Raw genomic sequence first — 12,782 nt, 5'->3', positions numbered from 1 at the left:
CGTGCCGCGACGGAACTGCACTCCCTCTCCCGCATGCGGGGGAGGGTTGGGGAGGGGGCGCTTCCTTGAAATGGGATGCCCCCACCCGACTCGCGCTGTCGCGCGCGTCGACCTCCCCCGCAAGCGGGAGAGGTGAAGTAAAGGAGAGCCTCCGATGAGCAGGCATGTGGAAGTGATGGATCTGGTGGCCGAGCTCAAGGCCGCGGAAGAAACCTTTGTGCTTGCGACCGTGGTTCGCACCGTGTCGGTGACGGCGGCGAAGGCCGGAGCGAAGGCGATCATCCGTCCCGACGGCACCATCGTCGCGGGATGGATCGGCGGCGGCTGCGCCCGCGGCGCGGTGCTCAAGGCCGCGCGCGACGCACTCGCCGACGGCAAGCCGCGCATGGTGTCGGTGCAGCCGGAGAATCTTCTGGCCGAGCTTGGCGTAAAGCCCGGTGAGAACCGTGACGGCGTGCGCTTTGCCAGCAACATGTGCCCGAGCAAGGGCACGATGGACGTTTTCGTCGAGCCGGTGTTGCCGCATCCCTCGCTGGTCATTCTCGGCGGCAGCCCGGTGGCGCTGTCCCTTGCCAGCCAGGCCCGTGCCCTCGGCTACCATGTCACAGTCGCGGCTCCCGCAGCCGACCTGCCCGAGGCGGCAGACGCCGATGCGCGGATCGACGGGTTTGTGCTCGGAAAACTCAACGAGGCAAAACGCTTTGTCGTGGTCTCGACGCAAGGGCAGGGCGACGAAGCCGCGCTGCGCAGTGCGGTCGCAACGTCGGCTGCCTACCGCGCTTTTGTCGGCAGCCGCCGCAAGATGGCGGCGCTGCGCGAAAAGCTGATCGGCGAGGGGTGTGACGCTGCCGCCCTCCACCGCGTCAAGGCGCCGGCCGGCCTCGACCTCGGGGCGATCACGCCGGAAGAGATCGCCATGTCGATCCTGGCGGAGATCACGGTGGAGCGAAGGCGCGGGCAGCGCGGGAACGCAACTTGAGGGCTGTCTTCCGGTCGCGGGATGTCCGATGATCGGGCAATGATGCTGCCCCAAAAATGACTTGCTCCGGATCGCAAGCCGGAGACACATTTCCTCGCCAGCGCGCAGCCCTGCTCGCGACCACACCTCGCGGTATTCGGCTGGGTCGTCCAGGATAAACCAGCCAACGAGTTGTGCTTGCGCTGACGTCGATGAGAGTACCGCTTGCGGACCGCTTGCGGTACGATATCCGCACGCATCATGAATGCACGCATCATGACTAAAGGAGTTCGACGATGACCAGGATGGGTCGGATCACCGTCGCCGTCGTCGCTCTGGCATGGGCGGGTGGACCATCTGCTCTCGCGGCACCATCAGCCGATTTCGGCAAGGTCCATTTCGAGACCTCCTGCACGCCTGAAGCTCAGCAGCACTTCGACCAGGCCATGCTCTATCAGCACTCGTTCTGGTACCGCGCTTCGCAGAAGTCGTTCGAAGACGCGCTCAAAGCCGATCCGAAATGCGCCATCGCCTATTGGGGGATCGCGCTGAGCCTGCTGTACAATCCGCACGTCGCGCCGCCCGCCAAGAATCTTGCGGAAGGCGCAGCCGCACTCGAAAAAGGCAAGGGCCTCAACGCCGGGACGCAACGGGAGCGCGATTATCTCGATGCGCTGAGCGCAATGTATACCGACTACGACAAGGTCGACCATCGCACGCGCGTGCTCGCCTATCTCAAGGCGATGGAACAACTGGCAGCGCGATACGGCGACGATGACGAAGCACAGATTCATTACGCGCTAGCCTTGAATGTCTCCGCCTCGCCGGCCGACAAGACTTATGCGAACCAGCTCAAGGGGGCGGCGATTCTGGAGAAAATCTGGGTGCGCCAGCCGGAGCATCCGGGTATCGCTCACTACCTGATCCACCTCTACGATACGCCGGCTCTGGCCGAGAAGGGGCTCGCGGCGGCGCGGCGTTACGCCAAGGTGGCGCCTGCGGCGGCGCATGCGCAGCACATGCCGTCGCACATTTTCACGCGGCTCGGTTACTGGGAGGATTCGATTTCTTCCAACACTGAATCGGCGCGCGTCGCCAGGGAGGCGGGGGACTTCCACGATCAGCTGCATGCGATGGACTATCTGGTCTATGCCTATCTGCAGAGCGGTCAGGATGGCAACGCCAGAGCCGTGCTTGACGACATGAACACCGTGAAAGGGTTTACCGAGACATTCCTTCCGGGACCCTATGCGCTGGCGGTTTCGCCGGCACGCTATGCGATAGAGGGCGGCGACTGGAAGGCCGCTGCCGAGCTTGAGGCTCGCCCCAGCCCGCTCGCGAACGTGCAGGCGATCACGTATTTCGCGCGTGCGCTCGGCGCGGCACGTTCGGGCAATCCGCAAGCCGCGAAGATCGACATCGCCAGGCTTGGCGAACTGCGCGACAGGCTGCGCGACGCAAAGGACGGCTATTGGTCGGAACAGGTCGATATTCAACGGCAGATCGCGACCGCGTGGGTTCTCTACGCCGAGGACAGGCGCGATGACGCCTTGCAGGCGATGAGCGCCGCCGCCGATGCCGAAGACAGGACCGAGAAACATCCGGTGACGCCCGGTGTACCCAAGCCGGCCCGCGAACTCTATGGTGTCATGCTGCTTGAAAGCGGCAAGCCCGCCGAAGCGCTCGCCGCCTTCGAGGCGACGCTTCGGAAGGAGCCGAACAGGCTGGGTGCCTTTGTGGGCGCAGCGACCTCGGCCGAAAAGGCGGGAGACAAGGACAAGGCCCGGGACTATTACGAGAAAATTGTCGCAATTGCCGAAGGCGCGGACGACACGCGAACCGAGGTCGCCAACGCGCGCGATTATCTGAAGAAATTGTGAAAACGTCACCCAGGCGAGGAAGCCGCCCGTGAGAGAGCTTGTTCCGACCATTGTTCTGAGCGCGCTGGCTGCCTTACCCGTCCAGGCCCAGCCGCTCGAGATCATCGGATATTCGGGCTATCTCGGCGAATGGGAATTGACCGCCACCGTCACAGCGACCGCTCCACCCCGAAAGGCCTACTCCGGTCCGTTGACGATGCGGCATGTCGGCCTATGCACTCAGGATGGCCCGGAGGAGAAGACCGGAGAGATGCAGCTTGAGTTGTCGGCTTCCCGCATGACCGCAACGCTTTCGGTTGCCGGGGTCGAATGCCGTTACAGCGGGCTGTTGTCCGACTCCTACACCGGCACCATGACCTGCCCCGATAAAGAAGCCGTCCCGCTGAGAATTTGGGTTAGATAGCTTTGGAAACGTTGAGACGGTGGTACTGCCGGACGCTCGCATGCCGGTGACCGCTGATATTTGCGTTCATTCGCGCTGTAAGAGCGCTGAGTTTTTTACCGGCTTTCCCGAACTTTCAGGCCTTCCGGGCTTTGATTGGGTCAGGCGCTGTCTGTGGCTTCGCCCAAATGCTTCTATATCTTCGCTCCAACTCGGAGAATCCTGGTGCTTCTTGTCTGACGAGCGCGTGGAACGGCGACTGGCGGCGGTGCTGGCGGCGGATACGGTCGGCTGTGACCGCCTGATGGATGCCGGCGTGGAAGGCGCCCTCGTCCGGCTGAAGGAAATCAGAAAGGCGCTCGTCCACCCCACCATCGCCACGCATCGAGGGCGCATCGTCAAGACCACCGCCGACGGCATGCTGGTCGAGTTCGCGAGCGCGGTCGACGCCGTGCGCACCGCGGTCGAGTTCCAGCGCAGCATGGCGGAACAAAACGAAACTCTTCCGGAAGGCAGCCGGCTCGAGTTCCGGATCGGCTTGCACGTCGGCGATATCATCATCGACGACAACGATATTTTCGGCGACAGCGTCAACATCGCCGTGCGCCTGGAAGGGCTAGCCGAACCGGGCGGTGTCTGCATTTCCGACGACGCCTACCGGCAGATCCGCGGCAAGGTCGAATACGCCTGGAATGACATCGGACTGCAGGCGCTGAAGAACATCGCCGAGCCGATGCGGGCGTGGCGGGTCAATCTTGGCGGCCAAGGCACAGCGGGCGCGCAGCCGGTTTCGCTCGCCGTTCCCGTTTCCGTGCTTGCGCTTCCCGACAAGCCGTCCATCGCCGTGCTGCCGTTCCAGAACATGAGCACCGACCCCGAGCAGGAGTATTTTGCCGACGGGCTGGTGGAAGAAATCATTACCGCATTGTCGCGCTTCAAGTCGCTGTTCGTGATCGCGCGCAATTCGTCGTTCACCTACAAGGGAAGGGCGGTCAACATCAAGCAGGTCGGACGCGAGCTGGGGGTGCATTACGTGCTCGAAGGCAGCGTGCGAAGGGCGGGCTCGCGGCTGCGGATCACGGGACAGCTGATCGACAGTTCGACGGGATTTCATCTGTGGGCCGAGAAATTCGAAGGCGGCCTTGAGGATGTGTTCGAGCTTCAGGACAAGGTCGCTTCGGGCGTGGCGGGCGTGATCGATCCGTTGCTGCAGGATATCGAAATCAAGCGCGCCTCGGATCGGCCGACCGCCGACCTGACGGCTTACGACCTTTATCTTCGCTCGCTCCCTCATATTCGGGCGTGGGCGCGCGAGGCCAACATGCAGGCGATCGCGCTCCTGGAAAAGGCGGTCGAGCGCGATCCCCACTACGGCTTGGCGCTCGCGAGCCTCGCGCTTTGCCATTCGCAGAACATCTCGAGCGGTTGGGCCGAGGACGCGGCAATCGAAAGAGAGCGAACGAGCGCCTTGGCGCGGCGCGCGCTCGAAACCGCGCCCGACGATCCCTCCACCGTCACATCGGCCGCTGGCGCCTTGTTGAACATCGGCGAGGACCCTAACGTGTTGAGGGGATTGGTCGACGGCGCGCTTTCGCGCAATCCGAGCCACGCTTTCGGCTGGCTATGGAGCGGCTGGATCCGAACCGTTTCGGGCGAACCCGATCTTGCAATCGAGCATTTCGAGATGTCGTTGCGGCTTGATCCCCGCACCACGCGGCGGGCGTTTCATCTGACCGGCATCGGCATCTGTCATTTCTTCCGGCGGCGTTTCGACCAGGCGGCGGCCGCTTTGGGAGCGTCGTTCCGCGAGCTTCCGACCTATCCGCTCACGAAGTGGTTTCTGGCTGCGTGCCATGCGCAGATGGGGCGCTTGAGCAAGGCGCGCGAATTCGCAGGCCACAATGGCATCCGCCCCGGCGGGCCCTGGCTCGCCGTTGGTCAGATGCTCGGCAATCCCGAGCATCGTGAACTGGTGCTGTCGGGGCTCAAGCTCGCCACGGGGGAACAGGTATAATCGCGAGCCGAATTCATGCGAGCCGACCTTCGCTTGTATTTCAATCCGCAATCTTTCGCCGATACCGAAAGTCGCAATGGCTGGCGCCTTGCATGATGGTTTGCGTGCGCGTGAGTTCGATGTCGCCACCAAATCCCTCGGAGAACAGAAAGTCGGCACTGCAGACCAGCAGGAAGCCGAGCTCGGGCTCGCCCAATTCCTTGTAGAACTCGGCGTACCGGCACCTTTGAACATCTATCTCGAACGCGTCATGCGATTGCTCGAGGACGCGATACTCGAGAGCCTCGCCGCGTGCGAAAGTGCCGAACGCGGACGCCATCCTCTGCCCAAGGTCCGTCCCGGTCTTCGACCGCCAGAACTCTTCGCCATGGCGACGAAAGAGATCGCCCAGCGCCTTTCGGACCAGCGTATGCGCCCGCTCCGTCCCCAGTTCGCCCTCGAGCGTTTTCACGATCGGAACCAGGACGCGAGCCTGAATCTTTGCCTGCTCTATGACCGGAACATTCATGTTCGAACCCCTGTTTACGGCCATCGCAATCTAGGAACGATTGATTGTCACCGCATCCCCTGCTGCCACGCCGACGGCGGCACACCCATCATCTTCTTGAATGCCCGGCTGAAGGCGGCCTCGGATTCGTAGCCGATCTCGGCAGTCGCCATGCAAGCGAAGTCTGCCGGAAACCATGACCTTGTTGCTTGTCGATTCATCGCGTTGGCGCGGGCGGTCATGCTGCTCAGCCTGATCGTGCGGGCCTTGTGCGGGATGCCGGGTCTTGAGCAAGCGTGTTCAGCTGGCAACAATATCTTTGGTGTTGGCGGCCGCATCGCCACGAGGCCCGGAAATAATCTGAATGATTGCTTCCAGCGACGTGCGAAATGATCCGCTTGCAGTCGCTGCACCGGCTGCACCAATCGATGGCATGGCGGCGTCGGTTCCCAGAAGGGCGAGCAAAATGCGGGCTCCCGGGTTCTTTTTGTTGAGCCTGCGGACGGCGTCCTGGACCCTGGTGATGGACGGTTGGCCGACGTAGCAGACGCACGCAAGCGATGTATCCGCCATGTCGAGCGAAAAGAATTTCGACATGGATAGAGCGTCTGCTTCTTCTGCCAATGCCCCGATTTGGCGATGCCGCAACAGATAAGCCAATACCAGTGCCGCCGCCTCGTCGAGCTTGCTTGATCCGGGAATGCAGAGAACCGAACGCGGTGATCCGTTTTCTTCCTCGACCAACTGGCGTTGCGCCCTCGCTTGCTCGATGGCGATGGCGGCGCCGGGGTTGAAGCTTATGTCCGCGGGCGCAAGGTCCGCCGCTCCTGCGCCGTGGTGTGCTTCCAGGTGAGCCACCAGCTCGTCGACGGTTGAGACAATTCGATCCAGCCGTTCTTCGTCGAGATGGCCCAATCTGCGGTCGGCTTCCGCAAGCCTCAACCCCTCCAGCAGGATCGTGTCGCAATAGTCTTCAAGCGAGGCCTCTTTGAGAAAAACATCCGCTTGTTCTGCCGCTTCGAGGGGATCGCCTGCGAGCATCCGTTGGTAAACCAGTTGAGGCGGGCTCAACGGAGGCCGGTCGCCGAGCATGACGTCGAGGAACTTGAGTCGCTCGACATGCCGTCCCACGACAACGAGGCACACCGTCAGAGGCGTCGCTATCACCAGTCCGACCGGACCCCAGAGCCACGTCCAGAATGAAGCAGACAGGATGATTGCGACAGGGGACAGGCCGGAACTGTGGCCATAAACCAGAGGTTCGACGACTTGTCCGGCAAGCAGTTCCAGCACGACGAACAACAGAGCCGTCTGCAGCAACATGTCCCAGCCGGACCCGACAGCCGCAGCCAGGGTCAATGGAAATACGGCCGAAATCAACGCGCCGATATACGGTACAAATCGTAGAATCATCGCGATCAGGCCCCACAACGGAGCCGAAGGCACGCCAATCAATTCGAGACCTGCGCCAATGGCCAAACCGAACACGGCATTGAAAATGATCTGGGTGAGAAAGAGCTTGCTCAGGCGTTTGCCGGCATCGTCAAGGGCCGCGGTCGTGCGCTGAATGTCTCCCGAGCCGGCAAGACGGACCAGCCGATTTCTGAGATCCTCCCGTTGCAGCAGGATAAAGGCCACAAAGATCACGACGATGCCGGTCGTCGTGAGCGGTGAAAGCAATGGCTCGATGATTTTGGCCAGCGTCGTCAGGGCGCCGGGGTCGGGCTGTTTGATTTCGACCGGTATCGGAACCGTCTTGTCCGATGCTTGCCTCGCAGGCCCATTGTCAGTCGGGCCGGCTGCACTGCCGCGTTGCAGCTCTGTCTCCAGTTCGCGGAGAACGGTCGACGCCTGTTTCAATGTTCCAGGACCGCCCATCAAACCACGCAAACTCTCGATCTTGTCACTGAGCGTCTGCTGATATCCAGGCAGTTTGGCGGCCAGACGCGTTGCCTGGGACACCATCAGCCCACCCAGGCTGAAAATGATCGAAAATCCGAAAAACACCACGATGAGGACGGAAGCCGTGCGCGGAACTCGCCAGGAATGCAGACGTATGACGAAGGGCGCCAGCGCGAAGCTCAGGAGAACCGCCAGCGCGAACGGAACGAAGATTTCCCTGCCGAAATAAAGTGCGGCAATAATCAGCGCGGCGACGGCCATATTGGTGAGCACCGTGCCTCGCCGCTGTGTCAGCTTTATTTGAGCCGGCTTCTCCTGCAACTACGTGGTCCTCACTGTCAGCCGAACTGCCGATCGCTGCGGCTTCGATGAATTCCCTGGTGCGGCGGTTCAGAAGGCCGAAGTTCGTAAACGAGTATGCCGTGCAAGGATACGAACTTCGGAATCAGGACACTAGGTCACGGCACCAGAATTCATTCCTGCCGCCGCCGCAGCCTGCGGCCTGCGATCACCCCCGCGATGGCGATTAGAGCAAGCGCGCCCAGCAATTCCGGGCGGGTACCCTCGCGTACTGTATCGCTTGCGAGGCGCAAAGAATCCTTGCCGCCAGTGATCGCCTGATCGGCGCTGAGGTCAGCAGCGGTGGCAAACAGGGTGGCGGGCTGGGCTACCTGCAGGGGCGGCCGCGTCTTGAGCCCGGGGCGTCGCAGAGAGAAGGCCACCAGGAACAGAATCAGCATCAGCAACAGCAAGCCAGCGCCGATGATGCCGAGTGCCGCAAGTGAACCGACCTGCGGCGCCAGCCAGGAATGAAGGGCGATCAATCCGACCGTGAGCGCGCCAAGCCCAGCGAGTGCGCCCATGCCGGCGATTGCGCCAATGAGGACAGCATATCGAATCTGGCGCCGGGCCTCCTCGCGCGCCCAACCCGCCTGCCGATCGATATCGGCGCGGATGACGCCCAGCAGGGGCGCGAACATCAGCCTCGTCCCCGCGACATCATCCCAACGATGATACCGACCACCAGCGTGCCCGCGATCGTGCCCAATGGATTGCGCCGCGCCATGGCTTCCAGCTCGGATGCGAACGTCTTGGCGTGCTGCTTGGCGGACGTCGCAAGATCGGAACCTGTGTCTGCCACCCCGCTGGCGGCATCACCCACCTGCGAGGCGACCGCCTCGCTCATATTGCGCATCGTCTTTGCGGCCTCGCCGCCCGCCTGCGACGCGAGTAGCGCAAACGTGTCCTTCAAGCTTGCCACATCCCGGCTCAACTGGCTCAAGGTCTCGCCAAAGCTGTCGCGCGAAGCGTCGTCGGCGTCAGAGCGAGCGGAAGTTGTCGCGGAAGCTGAGGCTGTGGGACGACGAGGCGTCTGTTCAGGTGATAGATGCGAATTCATCTGCGTTCTCCTGGTTGAACCACGCGCATCTGCTGTCGAGGACTAGATAGAAGGCCATCACTTTGTTCCAGACGCCTTGCGATAAATCAAATTCGAGGCGTCGGAAGTCGCGTTGTCGCTGCCTGGTGCCTGATCAGCTTTTCCAGGATCGCGCCGGGCGGTATTCCGGGCGGACGTGCCCGTTAAGCGCTTCACCCGAGTTGGGCAACCAGGTCTGAGGCAACGGCCGTTTCAACCCGCGCGCGGGCGACCGCGCGGATCTTTCGACGGATGAAATTTGAGGAATTGGAAAAGGTCTTAGTCGAACAGGCTCGACACCGACTCTTCCGCCGCGGTGCGGCCGATCGCCTCCGCAATCAGGGAAGCGATCGAGAGCGTGCGGATGTTGGGGGCGCTCCGCACGGCTTCCGTCGGCTGGATCGAGTCGGTGATCACAAGCTCTTTCAGCCGCGAAGAGGTGACGCGGGTCACCGCGCCGCCGGACAACACGCCATGGGTGATATAGGCGTAAACTTCCTTGGCGCCGTTGGCGAGCAGCGCATCGGCGGCGTTCACCAGGGTGCCGCCGGAGTCGACGATGTCGTCCACCAGGATGCAGGTGTACCCGGCGACGTCGCCGATCACGTTCATGACTTCGGATTCACCAGCGCGCTCGCGGCGCTTGTCGATGATGGCGAGCGGCGCGTTGATGCGCTTGGCAAGCCCGCGCGCGCGTACCACGCCGCCGACATCCGGCGACACCACCATGACATTGGTGAGATCGAAACGTTCGCGGATATCCCGCACCATCACCGGCGAGGCGTAGAGGTTGTCGGTCGGGATGTCGAAGAAGCCCTGGATCTGGCCGGCATGCAGATCGAGCGTCATGACGCGGTCCGCGCCCGCATGCGTGATCAGGTTGGCGACGAGCTTGGCGGAAATAGGCGTCCGCGGACCGGCTTTGCGGTCCTGCCTGGCATAGCCGAAATAGGGAACCACCGCCGTGATGCGGCGCGCCGAGGCACGGCGCAGCGCGTCGGTGATGATCAGCAATTCCATCAAATGATCGTTGGCCGGAAACGACGTCGACTGGATCACGAAGACGTCGGAGCCGCGGACATTCTCCTGGATTTCGACGAAAATCTCCATATCCGCGAAGCGGCGGACAATCGCCTTGGTGGGCGGCACATGCAGCCAGTTGGCGATTTCCTGCGCCAGCACTGGATTGGAATTGCCGGCAACGAGCTTGATGGAGCCGTTTTTGGCCGACATCGAGATTTCTCCTCGCGCCTTGCTGGATACTTTGTTCAGCATATCGCAGTTTCCACGGAAGCGCGTTTCGACAGGCAGGGTGATATCAAGGGGGCAGCCCGGCTGGCAACCCATGGGGGCGGTTTTCCCGGGCAAAAATGGCCGTTTCCGAAGGAATTTGCCTAATGGCTGGTGTAGCTGAGCGCGCTGGAGCCGACATCACCGGAAGCCGAAGGAGGTGGATTGGCGCTCGCCACTGCCGGACCTCGTTTGGCGGGAGCGGGCGGCGGCGCCGGCGGCGGCTCCGCAGGTGCCGTTCCGTTGATCATGCTGCTCAGGCCGCTCAATCCGGCCTGGGCGATCTTGCGCAAAACCAGGTCGTCGGCAGCCGCCCAGGCGTCACGTCCGGCCTTGCCCGCCGGCTCCTCGCCGGCAAGGCGCAGCGCGCGCTGCTGGTTCTGGTCATAGACGTCCCAGACCCAGGCGATCCTGGCGCGACCGCGGCTGACCTGGGCTGCAAGATAACTGCGGACACGGTAGGAGGCCGTGCCTTCGCGGGAGACGATCGAAAGATTTCGAAGCTTGGACTCGCTGTCGAGCACGCTCACCATTCGCTCGAAAATCTGTGGCGGGGGGCCGTCGATGGATTCGAAGGTGACGGTCGGACCGCTTGCAGCGCTTGCGGTTGCAAAGGCGCCGCCATTGGCGCCATTGCCGGCACAGCCGCAAAGTCCGCAGGCGATTGCCAGCATCGCAGCGCTCACGGCTGTGCGCGGCAACCAGCGACGGTTGCGCAATGGTGTTGATGACGCGTCCCACATTTTGTCCCAAGCGATATCGTTAAAATGCGGCAAGGTCCAGTGCGATGGATTCGTCATGCGGACTTCTGAACCAAAGGCCACACTGGAAACAATGACCTACCAGGGCGCGTATTCATAAATGCCAGCGGTGCGGATGTCCGCTTCCGGTAACCGGACATCGCGAAGCCACGCTGAATCGGTCGAGAATGACCCCAAACCAGACGTCGGCAGCGCACGACAAGTTCTTTCCTTCGTCAGACCCTTCCGGCGCCACCAACATCTTGTTGGTGGCTGCGGTTCTGAAGGGGACTGAATGAAGCCCTGCCGTGATGGCCTGCTCGCGACTCACTACTTGCCGGAGGCCCGCCCCATGTCTGTCAGGGTAAGCGTGTCGCCCGAGCGCAATATTTCGAGGCTGTGGCCGGATTCACCGAACTCGCCCGGCACGGAGATCGTAGCCGATTGATTGTCGGCGAGAGTGGCCGAGAACCGCACAGGCAAGCCGGCCTCACCGTCCGCAATCGTTGCGACAACCCGATAGCCGTCGTCTTCCTTGGTGTAGTAGGCGACGCCGTGAAGGCGGCCGAGATCGATGCTTTCGCCCGCCTTGGCGGGTAGTTCGCCGGCATGCAGGGGAGAAGCAGCCATACAGAGCATCGCTAAACCACCAATGAAGTTGCGCACCGTGGCGCCCTGTCTGAAAGCGTTCATGATTTTGCTCCAATGTTTACAGTGTTAACTTTCGAGCGTTGACATAGGCCCGGAAGTAGGCAATGTCAACATATGTTTTCAATGACAACTTCGTGAGGGAACATGCCCGACACCACCGATCGCCCCTATCACCATGGCGACCTCAGGCGCGCACTCATCGAAACAGCCATGGGTATGCTGCACGAGGACAAGGGCTGGCAGTTCACTCTAAGGGAAGTGGCGCGTCGCGCCGGGGTCAGCCATGCCGCTCCCTACAAGCACTTTCCGGACAAGGCCGCGCTGCTGGCTGAAATGGCCTTGCTCGGTTTCGACCGCCTGCGCCAGGCAACGATGACGGCGAAGTCTCGGCGACCAAAGTCCTTACGCGACGAATTCTTCGCTATAGGGCGGGCCTATGTCCAGTTTGGCGTTTCCAACCCGGCCCTTTACCGGCTCATGTTCAGCGCGGATGCCGACGAGGCAGCGGACGTGCATTTGAACGAACGGGCTCTCGCTGCGTTTGGCGTGCTGATCGAATTACTGAAGCGAGGCCAGACTGAGGGCATTCTACGCAAGCGTGACGTGCGCGGTCAGGCGGCCGCCTGTTGGGCGCAATTGCATGGCATCACAATGTTGACTATCGACGGCCTGCTCCTGCCCGAGAAGGTCGGCCCGAAACCCCTGGACGCCGCCCTAATGACTCTATTCGAAGGGCTGGAGAACTGAACGTATGGCGCGACCGCGGAATGCTCGCGAGAAGGACACTAGAACCTATCTCAAAATTGCCTGAAGAGGATAAGTAGGCAAGCGAGTTGAACGAAACCGAGAAAGTTTTGAGGATAGAACTCCCAGCGGACCAGCAGGCGCCACTGAATCCAGGCGAAGAAGCGTTCGACCAGTCGGCGGAGCTTGCGCCCGTCCTGGGTGAGCGACTTCACTCGATTGGAGCGATGCGGGGCGATCATTTCGATGCCCTCGCGGCGCAGTTCATGGTCGAGCGCGTCGCTGTCGTAGGCACGATCGCCAATGAGGTTTTCAGG

At 62.0% G+C, this 12,782-nt stretch carries 13 protein-coding genes and 1 pseudogene; 5 read left to right on the top strand and 9 right to left on the bottom strand.

The features are described from left to right. Nucleotides 1-154: 154 nt before the first annotated feature. From VNX23_RS13905 to VNX23_RS13890, 4 genes are all read left to right on the top strand, one after another. Nucleotides 155-979, top strand: a complete 825-nt coding sequence (locus VNX23_RS13905; RefSeq protein ID WP_325630874.1) for an XdhC/CoxI family protein — start codon at nucleotides 155-157, stop codon at nucleotides 977-979. 275 nt (nucleotides 980-1,254) lie between these two features. After that, on the top strand, nucleotides 1,255-2,838 hold the full coding sequence (locus VNX23_RS13900; RefSeq protein ID WP_325630873.1) for a tetratricopeptide repeat protein: 1,584 nt from the start codon (nucleotides 1,255-1,257) through the stop codon (nucleotides 2,836-2,838). A gap of 28 nt (nucleotides 2,839-2,866) precedes the next feature. Next, nucleotides 2,867-3,241 carry a hypothetical protein gene (locus tag VNX23_RS13895; RefSeq protein ID WP_325630871.1) on the top strand — a complete coding sequence of 125 codons (375 nt, stop codon included), beginning with the start codon at nucleotides 2,867-2,869 and terminating at the stop codon, nucleotides 3,239-3,241. A gap of 211 nt (nucleotides 3,242-3,452) precedes the next feature. Beyond that, nucleotides 3,453-5,234 carry an adenylate/guanylate cyclase domain-containing protein gene (locus VNX23_RS13890; protein WP_325630870.1) on the top strand — a complete coding sequence of 594 codons (1,782 nt, stop codon included), beginning with the start codon at nucleotides 3,453-3,455 and terminating at the stop codon, nucleotides 5,232-5,234. 40 nt (nucleotides 5,235-5,274) lie between these two features. Here VNX23_RS13890 and VNX23_RS13885 read toward each other — a convergent pair whose 3' ends face one another. The 8 genes from VNX23_RS13885 to VNX23_RS13850 form a co-directional block, all read right to left on the bottom strand. Then, a complete protein-coding gene (locus VNX23_RS13885; RefSeq protein WP_325630868.1) occupies nucleotides 5,275-5,742 on the bottom strand; it encodes an L-2-amino-thiazoline-4-carboxylic acid hydrolase in 468 nt (155 codons plus the stop codon). A gap of 47 nt (nucleotides 5,743-5,789) precedes the next feature. After that, the gene (locus VNX23_RS13880; protein ID WP_325630866.1) at nucleotides 5,790-5,963 is read right to left on the bottom strand and encodes a hypothetical protein; all 174 of its coding nucleotides are present in this window, start codon (nucleotides 5,961-5,963) and stop codon (nucleotides 5,790-5,792) included. Nucleotides 5,964-6,021: 58 nt separating this feature from the next. After that, complete coding sequence (locus VNX23_RS13875) at nucleotides 6,022-7,884, bottom strand: AI-2E family transporter (RefSeq protein WP_325630864.1); 1,863 nt, start codon at nucleotides 7,882-7,884, stop codon at nucleotides 6,022-6,024. A 212-nt stretch (nucleotides 7,885-8,096) separates the two neighbouring features. Next, on the bottom strand, nucleotides 8,097-8,603 hold the full coding sequence (locus VNX23_RS13870) for a hypothetical protein (RefSeq protein ID WP_325630862.1): 507 nt from the start codon (nucleotides 8,601-8,603) through the stop codon (nucleotides 8,097-8,099). Continuing rightward, a complete protein-coding gene (locus tag VNX23_RS13865) occupies nucleotides 8,603-9,022 on the bottom strand; it encodes a hypothetical protein (protein WP_325630860.1) in 420 nt (139 codons plus the stop codon). Before VNX23_RS13865 ends, VNX23_RS13870 begins: the two co-directional genes overlap by 1 nt. A gap of 297 nt (nucleotides 9,023-9,319) precedes the next feature. Further along, nucleotides 9,320-10,273, bottom strand: coding sequence for a ribose-phosphate pyrophosphokinase (locus tag VNX23_RS13860; protein ID WP_325631014.1), 954 nt, complete (start codon nucleotides 10,271-10,273; stop codon nucleotides 9,320-9,322). A gap of 161 nt (nucleotides 10,274-10,434) precedes the next feature. After that, nucleotides 10,435-11,073 (bottom strand): hypothetical protein, encoded by a 639-nt coding sequence (locus VNX23_RS13855; RefSeq protein WP_325631012.1) that lies wholly within the window; start codon nucleotides 11,071-11,073, stop codon nucleotides 10,435-10,437. A gap of 327 nt (nucleotides 11,074-11,400) precedes the next feature. Beyond that, nucleotides 11,401-11,763, bottom strand: coding sequence for a hypothetical protein (locus VNX23_RS13850; RefSeq protein ID WP_325630859.1), 363 nt, complete (start codon nucleotides 11,761-11,763; stop codon nucleotides 11,401-11,403). Between the two features lie 102 nt (nucleotides 11,764-11,865). Between VNX23_RS13850 and VNX23_RS13845 the strand changes: the two genes are divergently transcribed. Further along, on the top strand, nucleotides 11,866-12,468 hold the full coding sequence (locus tag VNX23_RS13845; RefSeq protein WP_325630857.1) for a TetR/AcrR family transcriptional regulator: 603 nt from the start codon (nucleotides 11,866-11,868) through the stop codon (nucleotides 12,466-12,468). A 50-nt stretch (nucleotides 12,469-12,518) separates the two neighbouring features. Here the strand turns inward: VNX23_RS13845 and VNX23_RS13840 are convergent. Then, nucleotides 12,519-12,782, bottom strand: a pseudogene (locus VNX23_RS13840) (DDE transposase); the annotation flags it as partial.

Source organism: Bradyrhizobium sp. (assembly GCF_035570375.1).
Classification (GTDB): Bacteria; Pseudomonadota; Alphaproteobacteria; order Rhizobiales; family Xanthobacteraceae; genus Bradyrhizobium.
Note: the sequence above shows the minus strand (reverse complement) of the source record. Positions and strands in the feature narration are given on the sequence as shown.